General features: G+C 73.4%; 18 protein-coding genes. 5 read left to right on the forward strand and 13 right to left on the reverse strand.

Going from position 1 to position 20,575, the window contains the following annotated elements:
* Positions 1-289: 289 nt before the first annotated feature.
* Positions 290-721 (forward strand): transposase, encoded by a 432-nt coding sequence (locus tag ACJ6WD_RS35905; protein ID WP_407617356.1) that lies wholly within the window; start codon positions 290-292, stop codon positions 719-721.
* 10 nt (positions 722-731) lie between these two features.
* On the opposite strand, the gene ACJ6WD_RS35910 is transcribed toward ACJ6WD_RS35905, so the two are convergent.
* On the reverse strand, positions 732-1,115 hold the full coding sequence (locus tag ACJ6WD_RS35910; RefSeq protein WP_376557544.1) for a hypothetical protein: 384 nt from the start codon (positions 1,113-1,115) through the stop codon (positions 732-734).
* The gene (locus tag ACJ6WD_RS35915; protein WP_407617338.1) at positions 1,112-1,768 is read right to left on the reverse strand and encodes a TIGR03086 family metal-binding protein; all 657 of its coding nucleotides are present in this window, start codon (positions 1,766-1,768) and stop codon (positions 1,112-1,114) included. Before ACJ6WD_RS35915 ends, ACJ6WD_RS35910 begins: the two co-directional genes overlap by 4 nt.
* 52 nt (positions 1,769-1,820) lie before the next feature.
* Between ACJ6WD_RS35915 and ACJ6WD_RS35920 the strand changes: the two genes are divergently transcribed.
* The gene (locus tag ACJ6WD_RS35920; RefSeq protein WP_016578118.1) at positions 1,821-2,315 is read left to right on the forward strand and encodes a MarR family winged helix-turn-helix transcriptional regulator; all 495 of its coding nucleotides are present in this window, start codon (positions 1,821-1,823) and stop codon (positions 2,313-2,315) included.
* Positions 2,316-2,439: 124 nt separating this feature from the next.
* Here the strand turns inward: ACJ6WD_RS35920 and ACJ6WD_RS35925 are convergent, their stop codons facing one another.
* From ACJ6WD_RS35925 to ACJ6WD_RS35950, 6 genes are all read right to left on the reverse strand, one after another.
* Positions 2,440-2,649, reverse strand: a complete 210-nt coding sequence (locus ACJ6WD_RS35925; RefSeq protein WP_016578117.1) for a hypothetical protein — start codon at positions 2,647-2,649, stop codon at positions 2,440-2,442.
* Between the two features lie 133 nt (positions 2,650-2,782).
* Positions 2,783-4,180, reverse strand: coding sequence for an MFS transporter (locus ACJ6WD_RS35930; protein ID WP_407617339.1), 1,398 nt, complete (start codon positions 4,178-4,180; stop codon positions 2,783-2,785).
* Positions 4,177-5,277 (reverse strand): 4-hydroxythreonine-4-phosphate dehydrogenase PdxA, encoded by a 1,101-nt coding sequence (pdxA, locus tag ACJ6WD_RS35935; protein ID WP_407617340.1) that lies wholly within the window; start codon positions 5,275-5,277, stop codon positions 4,177-4,179. Before pdxA ends, ACJ6WD_RS35930 begins: the two co-directional genes overlap by 4 nt.
* Before the next feature lie 9 nt (positions 5,278-5,286).
* Entirely contained in the window at positions 5,287-6,564 is a 1,278-nt protein-coding gene (locus ACJ6WD_RS35940; RefSeq protein WP_233661048.1) for a four-carbon acid sugar kinase family protein, read from the reverse strand.
* 94 nt (positions 6,565-6,658) lie between these two features.
* Positions 6,659-7,513, reverse strand: coding sequence for a DeoR/GlpR family DNA-binding transcription regulator (locus ACJ6WD_RS35945; RefSeq protein WP_233661047.1), 855 nt, complete (start codon positions 7,511-7,513; stop codon positions 6,659-6,661).
* Positions 7,514-7,612: 99 nt separating this feature from the next.
* Complete coding sequence (locus ACJ6WD_RS35950) at positions 7,613-10,336, reverse strand: SpoIIE family protein phosphatase (RefSeq protein WP_233661046.1); 2,724 nt, start codon at positions 10,334-10,336, stop codon at positions 7,613-7,615.
* Between the two features lie 329 nt (positions 10,337-10,665).
* Between ACJ6WD_RS35950 and ACJ6WD_RS35955 the strand changes: the two genes are divergently transcribed.
* A complete protein-coding gene (locus ACJ6WD_RS35955) occupies positions 10,666-11,007 on the forward strand; it encodes a hypothetical protein (RefSeq protein ID WP_233661045.1) in 342 nt (113 codons plus the stop codon).
* A gap of 16 nt (positions 11,008-11,023) precedes the next feature.
* Here the strand turns inward: ACJ6WD_RS35955 and ACJ6WD_RS35960 are convergent, their stop codons facing one another.
* Together ACJ6WD_RS35960 and ACJ6WD_RS35965 are read right to left on the reverse strand one after the other, a co-directional pair.
* The gene (locus ACJ6WD_RS35960; protein WP_407617341.1) at positions 11,024-12,469 is read right to left on the reverse strand and encodes an APC family permease; all 1,446 of its coding nucleotides are present in this window, start codon (positions 12,467-12,469) and stop codon (positions 11,024-11,026) included.
* A 307-nt stretch (positions 12,470-12,776) separates the two neighbouring features.
* Positions 12,777-14,870 (reverse strand): SpoIIE family protein phosphatase, encoded by a 2,094-nt coding sequence (locus ACJ6WD_RS35965; RefSeq protein ID WP_407617342.1) that lies wholly within the window; start codon positions 14,868-14,870, stop codon positions 12,777-12,779.
* 369 nt (positions 14,871-15,239) lie between these two features.
* Here ACJ6WD_RS35965 and ACJ6WD_RS35970 point away from each other — a divergent pair, with 369 nt between their 5' ends.
* The gene (locus tag ACJ6WD_RS35970) at positions 15,240-16,784 is read left to right on the forward strand and encodes an AMP-binding protein (RefSeq protein WP_233661043.1); all 1,545 of its coding nucleotides are present in this window, start codon (positions 15,240-15,242) and stop codon (positions 16,782-16,784) included.
* Positions 16,785-16,877: 93 nt separating this feature from the next.
* Here the strand turns inward: ACJ6WD_RS35970 and ACJ6WD_RS35975 are convergent, their stop codons facing one another.
* Positions 16,878-17,198, reverse strand: coding sequence for a hypothetical protein (locus ACJ6WD_RS35975; RefSeq protein WP_016578713.1), 321 nt, complete (start codon positions 17,196-17,198; stop codon positions 16,878-16,880).
* Between the two features lie 183 nt (positions 17,199-17,381).
* The gene (ligD, locus tag ACJ6WD_RS35980) at positions 17,382-18,395 is read right to left on the reverse strand and encodes a non-homologous end-joining DNA ligase (protein WP_407617343.1); all 1,014 of its coding nucleotides are present in this window, start codon (positions 18,393-18,395) and stop codon (positions 17,382-17,384) included.
* Between the two features lie 107 nt (positions 18,396-18,502).
* Here ligD and ACJ6WD_RS35985 point away from each other — a divergent pair, with 107 nt between their 5' ends.
* A complete protein-coding gene (locus ACJ6WD_RS35985; protein WP_376558921.1) occupies positions 18,503-19,570 on the forward strand; it encodes an ATP-dependent DNA ligase in 1,068 nt (355 codons plus the stop codon).
* A gap of 13 nt (positions 19,571-19,583) precedes the next feature.
* On the opposite strand, the gene ACJ6WD_RS35990 is transcribed toward ACJ6WD_RS35985, so the two are convergent.
* The gene (locus ACJ6WD_RS35990) at positions 19,584-20,558 is read right to left on the reverse strand and encodes an MASE1 domain-containing protein (protein ID WP_233661095.1); all 975 of its coding nucleotides are present in this window, start codon (positions 20,556-20,558) and stop codon (positions 19,584-19,586) included.
* Positions 20,559-20,575 lie beyond the last annotated feature (17 nt).

Here is a 20,575-nt window from a genome sequence, read left to right on the forward strand (position 1 = left end):
TGGCGGCTGCTGAAGCGACACCGCTGGTCGCGGCAGATCCCCACGCGCCGGGCCTACGAACGCGACGAGAAGGCGGTCAGCCCGGCGCGAAGAAGGCCGTCCAGGACATCCACAACGCCGACGACCGCGACCACGCGGCACAGGCGATCAAGACGTTCGCCAAGCTCTACGGCGCGAAGTATCCCAAGGCCGTCAAGAAGATCACCGACGGGGCCGGCGCGGAGTGACTCCGGTCGTCACCGTCAGCGGCCGGCGTTCGGGACGACTGTCGGTGGCCGGGCTGATCGCGATGCGGCCGGGTTCCCGGACCCGCCTGTGTCACCGCCTACGGACCCACCCCGCCGGCAAGAGCGCACGTCGCAGCATGGGCAAGCGAGACTTCATCGCGCTGATCGACGGAGTCCACCAGCTGGTCAAGGCCCCGATCGTGCTCGTGTGGGACCGGCTGAACACCCACGTCTCCCGCAGGATGCACGACCTCGTGGCCGAGCGTGACTGGCTGACGGTATTCCTGCTGCCCGCCTACTCACCCGACCTGAACCCCGTCGAATGGGTATGGGCCCACGTCAAACGTAGCCTGGCCAACCTCGCCGTCATGGCCCTGGACCGACTCGAAGCCCTCGTCCGCAACCGACTCAAACGCCTCCAGTACCAGCCCGACACCCTCGACGGCTTCATAACGGGCACCGGCCTCGCCCTCGACATCCCAACGTCACCCTGACCAGCCGAAGTCAGTGAGCCCGCAAAGCGACCGCCGCACGGGACCACACCTCGTCCGGCGCGCCGTTCGTCACCTCCCAGGCGGACGAGGTGACGGTGCCGCGCCCGCGGTAGCGCCGCATGACGGACACGTGCGCCGGGGTGCCCAGGAAGCCGGTCAGGGCGGTGTGGTCGCGCCAGATCGCGACCGCGCCGCAGCGGCGTTGCCAGGGGCGGGCCCAGAGCCACATGCCGTGCGCGCCGTCCAGGTCGGGCCAGTCGGCTGCCAGGCGGCGCGCCGCGCGGTACACGCCGGGTAGGTCCGCGAGGCGGTGCAGCCGCAGGTCGGTGACGCTGACGAGGGCGGGTCCGGGCCGGGCGTCGTCCGGGCCGGCGATCCACGAGGTCCGCATCATGCCGGCGCCCGCCATTCCGGGGAGCGGCCCAGCATGGCCAGGATCCGGTCCAGTGCCCCGGCGTCCGCCTCTGCCGGGAGCCCGGGGCGGAACGAGCTGCCGGGTGCGAGCCGGGTCGCGCCGTCCGGGACGGCCCGGGCGATCGGGAGGGCCGCGGCGAGGAGTTCGGGGTCGGGGTCGTACCGGAGGTCCAGGCTGCGCGCGAGGTCCCAGCTGTGGACGACGTAGTCGATGAGGTGGAAGCCGACGGCCTGTTCGGCGGGGAAGGTGCGGTCGGTGGTGAATTCCGGGAGGGCGAAGGGGCGTTCGGGGTCCGACACCGTCGCGAAGGCCGCGAGGACGTCTTCGGCGGCGAGGCGGTAGCGCATCGCCGCCACCCCGGCGTCGTCGCCGAGCGGACGGACCGCCCAGTGCGTCAGGTCCCTGCCGCGTCCCAGGGCGGCCGCCGCGAAGCCGTGGTGCTGGGCCGTGAGGTGGGCGAGCAGGGCCGCCAGGTCCCAGCCGGCGCAGGGCGTGGGCCGGGCCAGGTCGCCGGGGGCCAGGCGGTTCACCAGCGCCACGCTGTCCCGTACGGCGCGGGCGTCGAGTCGTCGTAGTCGGTCCAGGGCCGCCGGCGCCGGCGCGTCGTCCGCACCGGCCAAGTTCGTATGCATGTGCTTACGATCTGCCTGAGCATACGATCTGTCAAGGGGTATTTTCCTGTGCATGGCCGAGCACGCAGCACCCCGCGACACCCCGCCCGGAGGGCGCCCCACCGACCGTCCCGACCTGGCCGCGATGCTGGTCCCGTTGTGCCGCGCCCTGGTGGACGCCGAACGGCCGGTCCTCGACGCGCACGGGCTGGCGATGTGGGCCTACTCGGTGCTGCTGCACCTCGACGAGACCCCGATCCGCACCCAGGCCGCCCTGGCCGAGGCCATCCGGGCCGACAAGACCCGGATCATTCCGGTCCTGGACGACCTGGAGGCCCGCGGGCTGATCCACCGCCGCCCCGACCCCGGGGACCGTCGGGTCCGGCTGGTCTCGCTCACCCCCGAGGGCCGACGGCTGCGGGACGCCGTCCAGGCCGACATCCAGCGCGGCGAGGAACGGCTTCTCGCCCACCTCCCGGCCGCGGACCGGGACGGCTTCGTGCGCGGCCTCGTGGCGCTTCACGCCCTGCCCGAAATCCCCCCGCACCAGCCCTCGTCCGACGTCTGAGCGGGCCGGCACCACCATGGCCGCCGCACAACGGCGGATGCCGGCCGGGCCGCCCGAGGGCGGTGGGTCCCGACCGGCATCCGCGGGCGCGGCGTCCGGTGACGTCAGGCAGCGCCCGCGCCGCTCACTTCCAGCCGCCGTGCTTGAACCGGCCCTTGTGGGCGCCGTCGTGGAAGATCGGGTTGCCGTTGATGACGGCCGCGTCGAACGAGTAGCCGGCGTACCACCCCTTGCCGTAGTGGTGGTGCTTCCCACCGGCCGATGCGGTGCTCGCCCCGCCCAGGACGATGCTGGCGGCCAGGGCGCTGGCTGCGATCGCGGCGCGGATGCGCATGTCTGCTCCTCAGGGGAATCGAGGGGGTTGAATCGACCCTCTCAGGAATCACCCTGACGAATATGATTAAAACCTTTCTTACCGCCAATCGCGTGAGGCGTGGCCGGACGGCACACGGACCGGTCGCCCGACATCAACTGCCTTTACTCGGAACGGCGTTGGCGGCCGGTACCGGAATGTCCGGAGAGCCGTCACCCGGCCGGGCGGGCCCTGGCCGCAGCCCGAGCGCCGCCAGGACGACGGCGACCGCGAGGAAGCCGGCGAGCACCGCGAAACCGGTCAGGCTGCTCCCGGTGGCGTCGGTGAGCCAGCCCACCAGATAGGGGCCGGCGAAACCGCCGAGGTTGCCCAGCGCGTTGATCAGGCCCATCGCCACGGCCACCACCTCGAAGCGCAGGAGTTGGCCGGGGATGGCCCAGAAGGGGCCGTAGGGCGCGTACACCGCGGCGGCGGTGAGACACAGCAGCAGCATGCGCGGCAACGCCCCGTCCACCACCTGCCCCAGCAGCAGGGCCACGATGCCGACGACCAGGGGGACGGCGACCGCCTGCCGCCGCCGGCCGGTGCGGTCCGACCAGGCCGCGTTGGCGATCATCACGACCAGCGCGACGGTGAACGGGACCGCGGTCAGCAGCCCGACCTCGGTGGCCGAACCGTCGTGCCTGAGTTCCTTGATGACGGCCGGCAGCCAGAGGCTGAAGCCGTAGAAGCCGGTGATCCAGAAGAAGTAGACGCCGATGAGGACCAGGACGGACCGCTGGCGGACCGCGGCGAGGTAGGAGCCGCCGCCGGCCGCGGGCTTGGCGGCCTCGTCGGCGGCGATCTCCCGCGCCAGGTGGCCGGCCTCCGCGCGGGAGATCCAGCGGGCCTCGGCGGGGCGGTCGGCGACCGCGAACCACCAGACCGCCGCCCACAACAGGGGCGGCACCCCTTGGAGCACCAGCACCCATCGCCAGCTCGTGTGGTCGAGCATCCAGCCGGAGAGCGGTGCCATCAGCACCGACGACAGCGGCAGGCAGGCCATCCACAGGGCGTTGGCGCGGGCCCGCTCGCGGAGCGGGAACCACGAGGCGAGGAGGATCAGCACGGCTGGCCAGACGCCGCCCTCGAAGAAGCCCAGCACGAACCGCGCGGCGTAGAACTGGGTGCGGGACTGCACCAGACCGGAGAGCGCCGCTGACAGGCCCCAGGCGACCATCAGGATCAGCACGGTCTTGCGGGCGCTCCAGCGCTGGGCGAGGACCGCCGCCGGGATCTGCAGGAAGACGTAGCCGAGGAAGAAGATGCCGCCGGCCAGGCCCTTGTCGGCGTTGGAGAGGTCCAGGTCGCCGTGCATGTAGGGCAGGACGACGGAGACGTTGTTGCGGTCCAGGTACGCCAGCATGTACATGATCGCTGCGACCGGGATGACGTAGACCCAGCGCTTGGCCGGCACCACGCCGGCCGGTGCGGTGGCGGCCGGTGCGGTGGCGGCCGGGTGGTCGCCGCCGGTCCGCGGAGCGTCGTTCATCGGGCCACTAGCGTCGTTCATCGGGCCACTGCCGTCCCGTAGGCGGCGCGGATCCGGTCCGTGCAACGGCTGAGGTCGGCGGCGGCCCGGAAGGCGGCGGCCATGGTGGCATGCGAGGCGCGCCCGCTGCCGGCGAGGTCGAAGGCGGTGCCGTGGTCGACGGAGGTCCGCAGGATCGGCAGGCCGACGGTGACCGAGACGGTACCGGCGAAGTCGACCGTCTTGGCGGGGATGTGGCCCTGGTCGTGGAAGTGCGAGAGCACGCCGTCGAAGCGGCCTTCGAGCCCCTGGTGGAAGACCGCGTCGGCGGGCACCGGTCCGGTCACGTCCAGTCCGTCGGCCACCGCACCGGCCACCGCGGGGCCCAGCACGGTGATCTCCTCGTCGCCGAAGTGGCCGCCCTCGCCGCCGTGCGGGTTGACCGCGGCGACCGCGAGCCGTGGCGCCTCGTGGCCGAAGACCCGCAGTGCGGTGACCGCGTGGCGGATACTCGCGGCGACCCGGTCCTCGGTGAGCTGGTCCAGGGCCTTGCGGAGCGCGAGGTGCCGGGTGGTGAAGAAGATCTTCAGGCCGCGCACCACGAACATGGTGTCCACGCGGGCCGCCCCGGTCAGCTCGCCGAGCATCTCGGTGTGCCCCAGGTGCCGGGAACCCGCCGCCCAGATCGCCTCCTTGTTGATCGGCGAGGTGACGACGGCGTCGACCTCGCCGGCCAGCGCGGCCCGGGTGGCCGCCTCGACCGCGGCCACCGCCGAGCGGCCGGCGACCGCGTTCACCCGCCCCCAGGGCAGGTCACCGGGGGCGACGTCGAGGTCCCAGACATCGATGGTGCCGGGGGCGAACCGCGCCTCGCCGGGCCCGCCCACCGGGTTCACCCGGACGTCGAGTCCGCAGAGTTCCACGGCGCGGCGCAGCACGGCGGCGTCGCCGACGGCCAGTCCGCGGCCGAGCGCCGCGCTCGCCGGGTCGGCGAGGGTGCGGGCGGTGATCTCCGGTCCGATGCCGGCCGGATCGCCCAACGTCACGGCCAGCAGCGGGAGTTGCCCGGCGGGCGGCCGCCCGGATCTCGTCGTCTCCGCTGTCTCCGCTGTCTCCGCTGTCTCCGTCGTGTCCGTCATCGTCCACCGTTACCTTTCCGGGGTGAGCGCGGTGCGGGTGGCGGCCGCGCGCAGGTGTTCCAGGCAGTCGCGGGCCGCGTCCGGCCCGCCGATCAGCCCGCCCTTCGTGGCGAAGGGCAATCCGTCACGGGGACCGCCGACCAGGCGTCCGGAGATGGCCAGCGGCAGCACCTCGCTGTCGATGGCGAAGCCGTCGGCGCCCAGCGCCGCGGTGACCGCGGCGGCGACGTCGCCGCCCGAGGCGTACAGCCCACCGGGGCGCAGTTCGTCCACCGCGCGCCGGGCGACGTCGGCCAGGCAGCGCAGGATGCCCGCCGCGGTGTCCGCACCGGACGGCGCCGCCACCGCCCACGGCGCGGCGGGCCGGACCCGGACGCCCAGGACGGTGGCGCCCGCGGCCGCGGCGGTGCGCAGCCCGTCCAGTGCCCGCTCGGCGTCGGGGCGGTCCGGGTCGAGCTCGGTCCAGCGGGCGCCGAGTGCCGCCTCGGTGCGGGCGAGTTGGTCGCGGGTGCGGTCGGTGACGCTGCCGACGACGGCGAGTACCCGGACCGGGGCGACGGCGGGCCGGATGCCGAGTTCGGTGGCGAGGGCGGCGCCGAACGGGCCGGAGTCCAGGGCCAGCCAGCGGATGCCGTCCTGCGCCGCCAGTGCCGCGGCGGCCCGGGCGACCGTTTCGAGGTGGGCGTTGTCGGTGGCGTCGCAGACCACCACCTCGGCCGGGCTCGCCCGGAGCGCGGCGGCCACCGCACCGGGGCCGCACTCGACCACGTCCAGCGGCAGTTCGCCCGAGGTGCGACGGCTCTGGGCGCCCAGCACGGCGGTGACCCGGGAGTGCCGGACCGGGTCGAACGGGTCGCGGGCCACCGCCGTGCGGGTCAGCGGCACCCCGTCGACGAGGTGCAGGCCGCCGACGGTGGTCCGGCCGGCGTCGGGGAAGGCGGGGACGGCCAGGACGCGCAGCCGGCCGGCGGGGGCGCGGGCCGCCAACGCATCGGCCACCGCGTCGAGTTCGCTGCCCGGATTGCCGCGCAGGGTGGTGTCCACCCGCTTGACGACCAGCCGCGCGTCGCCGGCGGTGGCGGCGGCGGCCCGGACGGCGGCGTAGGCGCGGGCCGGGGACCAGTGCCGGGAGGCGGTGTTGACGACGAGGACGTCCACCCGGTGGGCGTAGCGGGCCACGTGGGTGGGGTCGCTGACGGTGACGGCCCGCAGGCCGCGTCGCGCGTACAGGGCGCCGGTGGCGTTGCTGCCGGTGAGGTCGTCGCCGATGACGAGCACCTGGGCCATGGGCTCCCCCTCCCGCCGGCTCCACAATGACCGGACCGCGCAAGGAAGTTGCGCGATTCACGCACTGGCAGGGTGGCGAGCGGCGGGACGCCTGTCAAGAGCCGGGCGTCGGGCCGGGGCCGTCCTCGGGCGCCGGCGGCCGACCGCACGGCAGCACCGACCAGCCGGCCGCGGCGAACGCCGCCAAGTGCCGTGCGGCACCCCCGTCGTCCCCGTCGCGCGCCCCGCAACCGGGCTCCGCGGCGCCCGAGATGAGCCCGGTGCCGGGCGGCACCGCCGCCCAGTAGGGGAAGCCCCCGCCGCCGGCGAGCTTGGAGCCGTCGGCGAGCACCCAGGCGGCGCGGGCGCACCGCGCCATGGTCTCCTTCAGCGCGGCCTGCTCCGGGTCCGGGCAGTTCACCCCGCGCCGCGGATCCAGGCCGTCGACGCCCAGGAAGGCCAGGTCCGGGGTGATCCCGCGGAGCGCCTGGTCGGTGCGGGTGCCCAGCAGCGACTCGTTGGGCCGCCGCAGCCGACCGCCGAGCACCACCACCTCCACCTCCGCGTCGGCCAGTTCGACGAGGGTGGACAGGCCGTTGGTGACGACGGTGATGTCGGTGCGGGCGCGCAGTTCGTGCGCCAGCCGCGCCACCGTGGTGCCGGCGTCCAGCAGGACCACGTCGCCGCTGCGGACCAGGGCGGCGGCGGTCCGGGCGATGGCGCCCTTCTCGGTGCGGTGCTGCCGGGCCTTGTCGTGCCAGGACCGCTCGGCGGCCCGGTGGTCGACCGCACCGCCGTAGGTGCGGGTGATCCGGCCGTCCCCGGCGAGCGCGGCGAGGTCGCGGCGGACGGTGGACAGCGAGACCCCGAAGGCGGCCGCCAGGTCGTGCACGCTGCCGTCCCCGGCACCGAGCAGTTCCAGCATGCGTTCCCGCCGGTGGCGGGTGCTCGGACGTTCCCCACTGGTCACGTGACTGCGCCCCTCCTCGCCGCGTGCCGCCGCTCCCCCCGACTGCCCCGAGTTGCGCGGTTCGCGCAACATGAGGCTAGCAGCCGGGAGTTGTCCCGATCAGGGGCCGGCGTCGTCGGGGGCCGCCGGGGTCCGGACCGGGTCGGGCAGCGCCTGCTCCGTCCAGATCACCTTGCCGTCGCCGGTGTAACGGGTGCCCCACCGCTCGGCCAGCTGCGCGATCAGGAAGAGGCCGCGGCCGCCCTCGTCGGTGCTGGCGGCGTGCCGCAGGTGCGGCGAGGTGCTGCTGTGGTCGGCGACCTCGCAGATCAGCGAACGGTCGTGGATCAGCCGGACCCGGATCGGACCGGCGGCGTACCGGATCGCGTTGGTGACCAGCTCGCTGAGGATCAACTCCGTGGTGAACGCCTCCTCGGCCAGCCCCCATTCGATCAGCTTGCGGACCGCGGCGGCGCGCACCTGGGCCACCGCGGAGGGGTCGGCGGGGACCTCCCAGTCGGCGATCCGCCCGGCGGGCAGCCGACGGGTGCGGGCGACGAGCAGGGCGATGTCGTCGGTCGGGCGGTCCGGCAGCAGCGCGTCGAGCGCGGCCTCGCAGGTCTCCTCCGGCGTCTGCTCGGGGTGGCCGCCGAGGGTGCGGCCCAACAGGGCCATGCCGTCGTCGATGGCCCGGGAGCGGTGCTCGACGAGCCCGTCGGTGTAGAGCACCAGGCGGCTGCCCTCGGGCAGCCGGACCCGGCAGGTGTCGAAGGGCATCCCACCGAGCCCGAGCGGCGGTCCGCCGGGCACCTCGACGAACTCCGCGCCGCCGTCCGGCCGCAGCACCAGCGGCTGGACGTGCCCGGCGCGGGCCATCGTGCAGTCGCCGGTGACCGGGTCGTAGATGGCGTAGAGGCAGGTGGCACCGGTGACGCCGGCCTTGGCGTCACCGGTGCCCTCGGCGCCCTCGTCCTGGTCGATGCGGGTGACCAGCTCGTCGAGGTGCCACAGCAGTTCGTCGGGCGGGACGTCGAGGTTGGCGAAGTTGTGGACGGCGGTGCGCAGCCGGCCCATGGTGGCGGCGGCGTGCAGGCCGTGGCCGACGACGTCGCCGACGACCAGGGCGACCCGGGTGCCGGGCAGCGGGATGATGTCGAACCAGTCGCCGCCGACGCCGCCCAGCCCGCCGAGTCCGGCGTGCGCCGGCAGGTAGCGGAAGGCGGCCTCGACGGCGTTCTGGTCGGGCAGGGCGCGCGGCAGCAGACTGCGCTGGAGGGTGACGGCCATGGTGTGCTCGCGGGTGAAGCGGCGGGCGTTGTCGATGCTGACCGCGGCCCGGGCGACCAGTTCCTCGGCGAGGGAGCGGTCCTCCTCGTCGAACGCCTCGGGGGTGTGCGAGCGCCAGAAGAGGACCACGCCGAGGACCACGCCGCGGGCCCGCAGCGGGACCGCGATCATCGAGTGGATGCCGTGTGCGACGATCTGCCGGGCGCGTTCGGGGTCCTGCCGCTGCCAGCCGGAGAACCCGGCCAGGTCGGCCTCCAGGACCGGCTCGCCGGCCGGCAGCCGGCTCCCGAGCACGGTGCTGGGGGCGAACCGCATCGGCTCCCCCACCGGGTAGAGCGATCCCTCGGGCACCTCGCCGCCGACCGCCGTGCGGCGCATCTCGACGGCCGGTCCGTTCGGCTCGGGCTCCTCGCCGTTCAGCACCGACACCGCCAGGTCGACGGTGACGAGGTCGCTGAACCGCTCGGCGCCGAACCGCGCCAGCTCCTCGCAGGTGCGCACCACGTCGAGGGTGGTGCCGATCTCGGTGCCGGCGTCGTAGAGCAGTTTCAGCCGTCCGCGGGCGAGGTCGGCGCGGCCGGTCAGGGCCCGGAGTTCGGTGGTGTCGCGGAGCGTGGTGACGCTGCCGGGCGGGCCGCCGGCGCGTTCGGTGGAGCGCTGGTTGACCGCGAGCAGCCGCTCCCCGACCGGATGCACCTCGTCGGTGACCACCCGGCCGGACTCCAGCAGCACCGCGGTGGCCGGGTCCAGGCCGATGGCGGCGACCTGCCGGCCCTCGACGTCCGGCGGCAGGTCGAGCAGGCGCCGGGCCTCGTCGTTGGCGAGCACCAGCCGCCCGTCGCCGCGGACGATGACCACGCCTTCCCGGACCGCGTGCAGCACCGCGTCGTGGTGCTCGTACATCCGCGTCATCTCTTCCGGGCCGAGCCCGTGGGTCTGGCGCCGCAGGCGGCGGCTGACCAGGGCGGTGCCGCCGGTGGTGAGCAGCAGCACCCCGGCCGCGGAGCCGAACAGCAGCGGGAACTGGTCGTTGACGACGCCGCTCACCTTGGTGATGGTGATGCCGGCGGAGACCAGCCCGACGACCTTGCTGTCGTGGCCGACCACGGGCACCACCGCTTGGACCAGCGGGCCGATGGTGCCGTTGACCTTCTCGGTGGTGACGCGTCCGGCCAGCGCGGGCCCGATGTCGCCGACGAACTTCTTGCCGATGCGGTCGGGGAGCGGGTGGGTGTAGCGGATGCCCTGGGTGTTCATGACGACGAGGAAGTCGACCTGGGAGCCCTTGCGGGCGGCCTCCGCGCGGGGCTGGAGCACGGCGCTGGGGTCGGGGCCCGTCAGGGCGGCCGCGGTGCCGGGCGCGTTCGCGAAGGCTTGGGCCACGGCGACCGAACGGTGCCGGGCCTCCCGTTCGGAGTCGGTCCTGGACTGGAGCACCAGGGCCGCGATGGCGGCGGCGACGAGCAAGACGACGATCGCCACTTGCAGGAGAAAGACCTGACCAGCGAGGGTTCGCATCCTCAGAACCGAACGCGGGCGGCCGAAGCGTCCGGCCATGTCCTCTTTCTACACCTCCCGCATACCGTGGGCGAGCCGCGTGCAGCGCAGCGCAGCGGACCCCGAAATCCTGCGGCGCAACAGCGTCAGTAAAACCTTTCGCCGGGTTTCCCGGCTACGGTCGTGCACTCCCCGAGCCGCCGCGTGTAACTCTTCCCACAGGCGGGAATGGTTGCGGACCGGCCGTGGATCTGCCGGCCGCGGTCCGAGCCTCGCGCAACGTCCCTGGTCAGCGGCGCTTACTCGGGAGTCCGTCGGGGCGCGGGGGCCGCCGGTGGGCGCCCGGGGCCGGGCCGGGGGCCGTCGGGCGCGTATGAGACGTTCGTGGGATGCATGTTGCAGCAGAGGAGATCCGGGCCGAGGCGGCGGTGCTCATCGACCACCACGCGCGCGGCACGTGGCAGCCGAACGACGCGGACCGCCGGGCCGCTGTCGCGCTGTTCCGCTGCCTGGAGACGGGTCTGCCGCTCAGCGGCGAGCAGATCCGTACCGCCCTCGCGGGACCGGAGCCGGCGGTGCCGGCGACCGCCGGGCTGAGTGCGCTGCTGCGGGCCACCGCCGGTCTGCTGGACGACGCGGACGTGGCCGACGGCCCCGCCGGGCGGGACGCCGTCGACCACGTCTGTCTGCTGTTGGACGCGCTGGCCCTGTCCCGGTCGAACGGCCGGTGAGGGCGGCGCGGACCGCTCAGGAGCGGTCCGGACCGGTGGCCGTGGCCAGTTCGTCCTCGGGGACCGAGATCACCCAGCGGCTGTCCTGCCGCGGGCGGAGGTAGAGCGCCCAGTAGGCGGTGGCCACCACGATCAACCCGCCCGTGATCAGCAGGCTCTTGGCGCTCTGCTGCGCCAGCACCCAGGCCAGGACCAGCACGATCAGCACCGGGATCACCGGCCACAGCGGCATCCGCCAGGCGAGCCGGTTCTTGTGCTCGCCGCGGCGGGAGACCAACGCGCCCAGGGCGACGAAGACGTACATCCCGGCGACGGCCACGCCGGTGACCTCGTTGAGGGTGTCGAGGGTGGCGAAGCACAGCGCGGCACCGGGGACGCCGACCGCGAGGGTGGCCGCCCAGGGTGAGCCGAAGCGCTTGCCGACGTGCGAGAAGATCCGGTTGACCGGGGCCGGCCAGGCGGCGTCGCGGGCCGAGGAGAAGACCACCCGGGAGTTCTGGATCACCATCACGATCGCCGCGTTGATGATCGCCAGGGCGATGCAGAGGCTGACGAAGGTGCCGATGGCGGAGTTGCTCCAGCCCTGCACCATGCCGGCGACGTCGCCGGCGCCGAGCGTCTTGAGGTCGGGGGCGCCGAGGGTGATGGCGACGACCGGGACGAGGACCACGGCGGCGCCGATGCCCAGCGTCCACAGCACGGTGCGGGAGACGTTGCGCCGCGGGTTCTCCATCTCCTCCGCGAGGTACACCGCGGTGGAGAAGCCCTGGAGGATGAAGAGCGCGGTGGCGAGGCCGGTGACGATCAGTCCGCCGGTGACCGCGGTGCTGGTGCCGTGCCCGGCGTCCATCACCGGGTGGACGAGGGTGGCGGCGGAGCGGTGGGTGTGGCTGAAGCCGAGGAAGGCCACGACCGCGGCGGCCACCACTTCCAGGACCAGGAAGATGCCGGTGATCCAGGCGTTGGCGCGCAGGTCGAGCAGGCCCATGGCGGTGGCCAGCAGCATCACCGCGGCGGCCGTCATCTGCTTGTCCAGGTGCACGATCGGGGCCAGGTAGTCGGCGGTGCCCAACGCGATGATGGGCGGCACGATCATGACGACGATCAGCGAGAGCACGAAAACCAGCCAACCGGCGAGCCGGCCCATCAGGGTGCCGACCATCGCGTACTCGCCACCCGAGCTGGGGACGAGGGTGCCCAACTCGGAGTAGGTGAAGGCCACTCCCACGCAGAGCACCGCGGCGATGGCGATGGTCAGCGCCGTGCCGGTGCCGAGCGTGGCGAACGAGTCCGGCACGATCACGAAGAGCGAGGACGCCGGGGTCAGGCAGGACAGGGTGAGCAGGGTGCCGCCGACCACACCGATCGACCGGGTGAGTTTGGGGCTGTCCGCCGGTGTCGCGCTCCGGGCTTCCGGCGCTGCGGTGGCGGTGACAACGGGCGTGGTGGGCATATCGGTCATCCGGGTCCCATCGGTGCTGGAGGGCAGGAAGGGGGTGGCACTGTCGGAGGGAGTGCCGGAAGGCGGTCGCACCAGAGGCACTGCGGGGCCGCTTCGGTGACCGGAATACAACCTCCGTCAGACACTCACGTCAAGAGTTCATTAAGGCCGTATGGCAACGGAATCCGTAGCCGTCAGAGCGCCAAACATGGTTATCCACGTCACACAGGCGCCGTTCACGCGGATTCCGTGGGCCTGCGGCGGGCTGCGGATTCTTCGGCCGCACGGTCCGACGACTTTTCCCCACCGGGCCGCCAGGCCGCGGGCGTCAGCCCTCGGGGCCCCGGACGCGGGCGATCAGCAGCGCCACGTCATCATGGTCGTTGCCGTGCCGCAGCTCGTCCAGGAGGCGGTCGCAGAGGTCCTCCAGCGGCCGCTCGGGCTCGGCGAGCAGCCCCAGGAGACGGTCCAGACGGGCGTCGATGGCCTGGTCGCGGGTCTCGATCAGCCCGTCGGTGTAGAGCACCAACTGATCGCCGGCGCGCAACGGCACGGTGGTCTGCTCGAAGGTGATGTCACCGACCCCGCCGACGCCGAGCGGGGCGCCGGTGGGCAGGTCGAGGAGTTCCGGCGGCCGGCCGGGGCGCACCACGACGGGCGGCAGGTGGCCGGCGACGGCGATCCGGCACTCCTCGCGGTGCGGGTCGTGCACGGCGTAGAGGCAGGTCGCGAAGGCCGGGTCGAGGCCACCGGCGATGTGGTCGAGGTGGTGGAGCACGTCGGCGGGGGCGAGGTCGAGGTCGGCCAGTGCGCGGGTGGTGGTGCGCAACTGGCCCATGGTGGCGGCCGCGTTGATGCCGCTGCCCATCACGTCGCCGACGACCAGGGCGGTCTTGTCGCCGGCGACCGGGATGACGTCGTACCAGTCGCCGCCCACCTCACTGGCCGCCTGCGCGGGCTGGTAGCGGTAGGCGATGTCCATCGTGGTGGGCTGCGGCGGCCGGTGGTTCATCAGGTGCCGCTGGAGGGTGAGCGCGGTGCGCCGCTCACTCTGGTAGGAGCGGGCGTTGTCGATGCAGACCGCCGCCCGGGCGGCCAGTTCCACGGCGAGCACCGCGTCGTCCTCGTCGAACGGCACCGGATTGTCCGTGCGGTACAGCGAGAGCGCACCCAGCACCTCGCCGCGGGCGATCAGCGGCACCGCCAGGTAGGAGTGCAGCCCGGCCTCCCGCAGCAGCTCGGCACCCTGCGGGTCGGCGGCGATGTGCCGCCGCTCGTCCGGGCCCACCTCGGCGACCAGCACCGGACGGGCCTCGGTGACGCAGCGGGTGATCAGCCGCTCGGTCTCGTAGGCGGCGAGCTGCCCGGTGGGGTCGGCGGCCCGGACCGCGGGCGTCTCGCCGGCCGCGGCCACCGCCAGGGCCCTGAACCGGGCCGGTCCGCCCCGGCCGGGCACAGCCGGACGACGGCCGTCCAGGACGGCGTCGAGGACGTCGACGGCGGCCAGGTCGGCGAGCTCGGGCACGATGACGTCGGCCAGTTCCTGGGCGGTCTGGCCCACGTCCAAGGTGGTGCCGACGCTCGCCGAGGCGTCCGCGATGATCGCGAGGCGCCTGCGGGCCCGGGCCGCCTCGGTCGCCGCCCGGTGCTGCTCGGTGACGTCCACGACCGAGGTGGCCAGGCCCAGTACCCGCCCGTTGGCGTCCTCCAGCCGGTAGTACGACACCGACCATGCCTGGTCGGCGTCGGGGTGGGCGGCGGTGCGGCCGATCGAGAACTGGTCCAGCAGTGGCCGGCCGGTGGCCAGCACCTCGCGCATCCGCTCCTCGATGACGCCGGTCTCCAGGAACGACAGGGCCTCCCGGACGTGCCGGCCGAGGTGCTGCTCGGCCGGCAGGTCGTTGATCCGCTCCAGTGCCGGGTTGACCATCACGAACCGCAGGTCGCTGTCGAGCACCGCCAGCCCGATGGGCGACTGGGCCACCAGCCGCACCGACAGCGCCAGGTCCCGCTCCACCTCGCGCAGTACGGCCTGGTCGGTGGCGATGCCCAGCGCGTAGGTGGCGCCGTGCTCGTCCTGGAGCCGCATGTTGCGGAATTCGACCAGTCGGGTGCTGCCGTCCTTGTGGCGGACGGGGAAGACCCCGGCCCAGCTCTCGCCGCCGGACATCACCTGCGCGAAGAGGCGCAGGACGAGTTCGACGTGCTCGGGGTGGACCAGCAGCCGGGCGGCGGACCGGCCGAGCGCCTCCTCGGCGGTCCAGCCGAAGAGTTCCTCGGCCTGGGGGCTCCACAGCGCGATCCGGCCCTTGGCGTCGAGCATGACGGCGGCGACGCCCAGCACGTCCAGCAGACCGCCGGGCTGCGCCGGCCCGGCACCGGCCTGGGCAGCACTGTCCGGGAACGCGTCGGTCGCACCCATCCAGGCACTCCTTCCGCCGGTCTCCTGACCGACAGCCGTGGCGCTCCGTGCACGGCCGTTTCTCGCCGTGCTGCCGCTGCCCTCCATCATCCCTCGACACCGGACGGACCCGCAGGCAGAGCGAGGCCCAGCACAGGCGGTGGCCGTACCGGAGGGAGCATTATGAGCCGCCCTCACCCGACCGGGCGACCCGGTTGACGATATTGATCCACTCGGCAATGGCCGGACAACGCCCGCGCCGGGACACCCGACTTGGAGATGTCGATCTCTTGGGACTACCCTGACATTAGTTGCTGGAGGCAACCAATAATAGATTGTCGCACCCCCGGCGTACCCCCATGCGCCGCCGGGGTCAGGAGGAAGCCCCCGATGCCCATATCCGACCAGCCGTTCCGCACGTATGTGGAGGAGAACCTCGATGCACTTAACCGCGACCCGGACCTTGAGGTCCTGGTCCACCAGGGCCGTCGGGTCACCGGCGGCGAGTTCCGCAGCCTCGTGCTGCGGATGGCCCGCGCCCTGCGCGACCGCGGCGTCGCCCGCGGCAGCACCGTCACCCTGCTGAGCGGCAACCTCCCCGAGACCGTCGCCGCCCGCTACGCCGCGAACCTCGTCGGCGCCCGGGTGAACCACCTGTACAACAAGCTCTCCGCCGACTCCCAGGCCGCGATCGTCCGCGACGTCGAGACCCGCGCCCTGATCGTGGACCCGCGGCTGGCCGAACGGGCCGCCGAACTGGTCGAGTTGGCACCCGTCGACGACGTCCTGGTACTCGGACCGGCCAAGCTGGGCACCGACCTGCTGGAGCTCGCGGCCGGCCGGAGCGACGAGCCGTTCGCCTCCGACGCCCGGCCCGAGGACATCTGCACCATCCGCCACACCGGCGGCACCACCGGCCACCCCAAGGGCATCTGCACCACCTTCCAGCAGGTGCGCTGGTTCCAGGGCGTGCTCCCGGAGCACGAGGGCGTGCAGCACCGCCAGCTGGTCTGCACCACCCTCGCCCACGCGGCCGGGTACATGGCCGACACCATGCTCCAGTCCGGCGGCGCCGTCGTCCTGCTCGACGACTTCGACGCCGCGGAGGTGCTCGCCGCCATCGAGCGCGAGCGGATCACCGCCCTGTTCCTGCTGCCGCCGCTGCTGTACCAGCTGATGGACCACCCCAACCGGCCGCAGACCGACACCTCCAGCCTGCGCATGGTCACCTACGGCGGCTGCCAGGCGTCACCGGCCCGACTGGCCGACGCGGTACGGACGTTCGGCCCGGTCCTCGTGCAGGGCTACGGCCAGAACGAGGCCGGCGGCATCAGCGTGCTGCTGCCCGAGGACCACGACCCGGACCGCCCCGACCGGCTGCGTTCGGCCGGCAAGGTGCTGCCCGACGTCGAGGTGGCGATCCGTGACGAGTCCGGGCGGGACCTGCCGCCCGGCGAGCACGGCGAGGTCTGCGTCCGCTCCGCCATGATCATGCAGGGCTACTGGAAGCAGCCGGAGCTCACCGCCGAGGTGCTGCGGGACGGCTGGCTGCACACCGGCGACGTCGGGTTCCTCGACGACGAGGGCTACTTGACCATCGTCGACCGGCTCAAGGACATGATCGTCGTGGTCGGCGGCCACGTGTACACCACCGAGCTGGAGGACCTGCTGAACTCGCACCCGCAGGTGCTCCAGAGCGCCGTCTACGGCGTCCGCGACGCCGACCGGATGGAGCGGGTGCACGCGACGGTGGTGCGCACGCCCGGCGCCGACGTCGACGCGGAGCAGCTGCGCGCGATGGTCCGCGAGGTCCGCGGCGCGATGTACGAACCGGCCCGGATCACCTTCGTCGACGCGCTGCCGCTGACCGACGCGGGCAAGCCGGACAAGAAGGAACTCCGCCGCCGCGCCGAGGAGTCGGTCGCCGCGGCCTGATCCTCCCCCGCCGGCCCCGGGACACCGGCGCCGGACGAGCAACGGCGGGCCGCCGCAGTGCGCAACTGCGGCGGCCCGCCGGGCTGCTAACGGTCAGAACCACCAGCCGAACAGGCCGTGGAGGATGCGTCCCAGCAGCCCCAGATCGCGGCCTTCACAGCCCTCTCGGCCATGGTGGCCCTGCCGGCCGTGATGGCCTTCACGGCCCTCGTTGCCGAACCGACCGAAGCCGAAGAAGCCGCACTCGTCGTGCCGGCGGTGACGGAAGTCGCGACCGTGGTGGCCACGACCGTGGTCACCGCTCACCGCAACGGTCTGGCCCTGAGGGGCGGCCTCGGCCATACCGGCAACGGGAACGACGGTCGCGGCGGCCAGCGCCGCGGCGGCCAGGGAACGCCCTATGAACTTACGCATTGCGCTTCTCCTGATTGGCAGGAAATCGGACAACGTGATGGGTACCTCGCGGCACGGCGTTCCTCGCAGGCGCGGCCCGCGGCCACTCCAACGGCCGCCGGAATTGGGCCGATCGAGGCGGCCGCGGGACGCCCGGGCGGGCCCTCCGCCAGCCGGAATCCGCTGGTCACCGGGGGCGTGCGGTCAGTGCTTGCGGGCCCGGCTCGGCTGGACCCGGGCCGGTTCACCGGGCATCTTCGGGTGGTCCGGCGGGTACGGCAGGTCGCCCAGACCCTCGTCCGCGGCCTGCCGGTCGGCCAGTTCCAGCAAGGGCTCCAGGCCGAAGGCGTGGTCCGCCATGTCCGCGTGCACGTCGCCGAGTTCGGCGAACCGGGGCGGCACCGTCCGCAGGTCGAAGTCCTCGGGCACGACGTCGGCCAGCTCTTCCCAGTGCAGCGGGGTGGAGACCGTGGCCCGAGGGCGGGCGCGCAGCGAGTAGGGCGAGGCGATGGTGCGGTCGCGGGCCATCTGGTTGTAGTCGACGAACACCTTCGCGCCGCGCTCCTCCTTCCACCAGGCGGCGGTCACCAGCTGTGGCAGCCGCCGCTCCAGCGCCCGGGCCACCGCGATGGCCGCCCGTCTGACCTCGGTGAACGTCCAACGCGGGCGGATCGGCACGTAGACGTGCACGCCGCGGCCGCCGGAGGTCTTCGGCCAGCCGCGCAGCCCGTGCTCGGCCAGCAGGGCGCGCAGTTCGTGCGCGACGGTGACGGCGTCGGCGAAGTCGGTGCCGAGCTGCGGGTCCAGGTCGATCCGGAGTTCGTCGGGGTGTTCGGTGTCCGCGCGGCGGACCGGCCAGGGGTGGAAGGTCAGGCAGCCCAGGTTGGCCGCCCAGAGGACGGCGGCGGGTTCGGTGGGGCAGATCTCGTCCGCGAACCGGCCGCTGGGGAAGGCGATCCGGGCGGTGGGCAGCCAGTCCGGCAGCCCCTTGGGGGCCCGCTTCTGGTAGAAGAACTCGCCCTCGACGCCGTCCGGGAAGCGCTGCATGGTGGTCGGCCGGTCGCGCAGGCCGCGCAGCACGCCGTCCGCGACGGCCAGGTAGTACTGGGCGACGTCCAACTTGGTGAAACCCCGCTCGGGGTAGTAGGTCTTGTCCGGGTTCGAGACGCGCACGGCGCGCCCCGCGACGTCCAACTCCACCGCTCGGGATCCGGCCATGCCTCCACGCTAGGTTCCGCCGGGTGGCGCCGCGCGTCGGACGGTCCGCCGGCGGAGGGGCCGGTCCCGGCGGGCGGGAACGCCCGCCGGCCCGCAGGATCGGGACCATGGACCTGCCCGTGATGCCCCCGGTCTCCCCCATGCTCGCCAAACCGGTGGCGAAGATCCCCGCCGGAATGCAGTACGAGGCCAAGTGGGACGGCTTCCGCGTCCTCGTCTTCCGGGACGGCGACGAGGTCGAACTCGCCAGCCGCACCACCAAGTCGCTCAGCCGCTACTTCCCCGAATTGCTGACGGCGGTCCGCACCGAACTGCCGCCGCGCTGCGTGCTCGACGGCGAGATCGTGATCGCGCACGACGGCCGGCTGCACTTCGAGGAGCTGTTGGAGCGCATCCACCCGGCCGCGTCCCGGGTGCGGACGCTGGCCGCCCGCACGCCCGCCTCGCTGATCGCCTTCGACCTGCTGGCGCTGGATTCCGCGTCGCTGCTGGCCGAACCGCAGACGGCCCGCCGCCAGGCCCTGGTCGAGGCGCTGCGTCCGGCCCGGACCCCGGTGCACACCGCGCCCGCCACCACCGACCGGGAGCTGGCGCAGCGGTGGTTCGGCCAGTTCGAGGGGGCCGGACTGGACGGGGTGATCGCCAAGCCGCTGGACCTGCCGTACCGGCCGGGCGAGCGCGTGCTGTACAAGGTCAAGCACGCCCGCACCGCCGACTGCGTGGTCGCCGGCTACCGCCTGCACAAGAGCGGGCCGGTGGTCGGCTCGCTGCTGCTCGGACTGCACGACGACGCGGGGCACCTCCAGCACGTCGGGGTGTGCGCGTCGTTCCCCATGGCCCGGCGGCGCGCCCTGGTCGAGGAGCTGGCGCCGCTGCGGATGGCCGACGACGAGACCGCCGGCCACCCCTGGGGCGACTGGGCGGACGAGGCGGCGCACGCCTCCCGCCGGATGCCGGGCGGACCGAGCCGCTGGAGCGGGGGCAAGGACCTGTCGTGGGTGGCACTGCGGCCGGAGCTGGTGTGCGAGGTGGGCTACGACCACATGGAGGGCAGCCGGTTCCGGCACACCGCGCAGTTCCGCCGCTGGCGGCCCGACCGGACGCCGGGGAGCTGCACCTACGCGCAGTTGGAGGAGCCGGTCGGCTACGACCTGGGGGAGCTGCTGGGCGACTGACCGGCGCGGCCGGTCAGCGCTCCGGCGGCCAGCGGCGGCTCTCCCCCGGGGCCAGGCGGTCCACCACCTCGGCGAGCTCCCAGCACACCTGCTCGATCCCCCGGCGGATGGTGTTCTGCTCGGTGACGATCGCCGACAGCAGCAGTGCGGTGAGCGCCGCGGAGGCGTTGAGGGCCTGGAGGTTGACCATGATCTCCAACAGGCTCAGGCCGTGGAACGGGCCGTACCGGCCGCTCGCCGCGCTGATCGCGAAGACCGAGATCACCAGGACGCAGGGCGCCGCGCCGATCAGTTGGAACCGCAGCGCCGCCCACACGATCACCGGGAAGACCAGGAAGAGCAGGGACATCGGGGACCGGGTAATCACCAGCGACACCAGCACCACGGTCCCCAGCAGTACGGCCGCCTCGACCCACCGGTACAGCGGCAGGTCGCGCGGCGGCCGGAACGTCCGGAAGGCGAGCACCAGCGGGGTGATCACCAGGACGCCCATCGCGTCGCCGGCCCACCAGGAGGCCCACGTGCGCCAGAAGTCCCCGGTGGGCAGCGCCCCGGTGAGCACCTGGGTGCCGCTGCCCAGCGTGGCGCTGAGCAGCATCGCGGCGAAGGCGCCGAGGGCCACCAGCGCCACCCCGTCCCGCAGCCGGTCCAGTTCGACGCGGAAGCCCACCCGGCGCAGCATCAGACACGCGCACACCGGTGCGGCGGTGTTGCCCGCCACGACGCCGATGCCCGCGAGGTCCAGGCTGGTGAGCGTGGAGATGACCAGGAGGGTGCCGACGGCGATGCCCGGCCACATCCGCAGGCCCAGCAGGAGCAGGAAGCTCAACGCGATGCCCGTGGGCGGCCACAGGGGGGTGACCACGGCGCCCGCGACCACCACCTGCTCCAGCAGGCCGACCTTCGCGGCCCCGTAGTAGACGGCGGCGAGCGCGAGGTTCCCCAGGGCTGCCGGAGCAAGCCGACGGAGTTCCCCGGTGCGCACCACACCTGCCATCAGACAAC

This window comes from Streptomyces sp. VTCC 41912 (assembly GCF_045799175.1).
GTDB classification, from domain to species: Bacteria; Actinomycetota; Actinomycetes; order Streptomycetales; family Streptomycetaceae; genus Streptomyces; species Streptomyces albulus_C.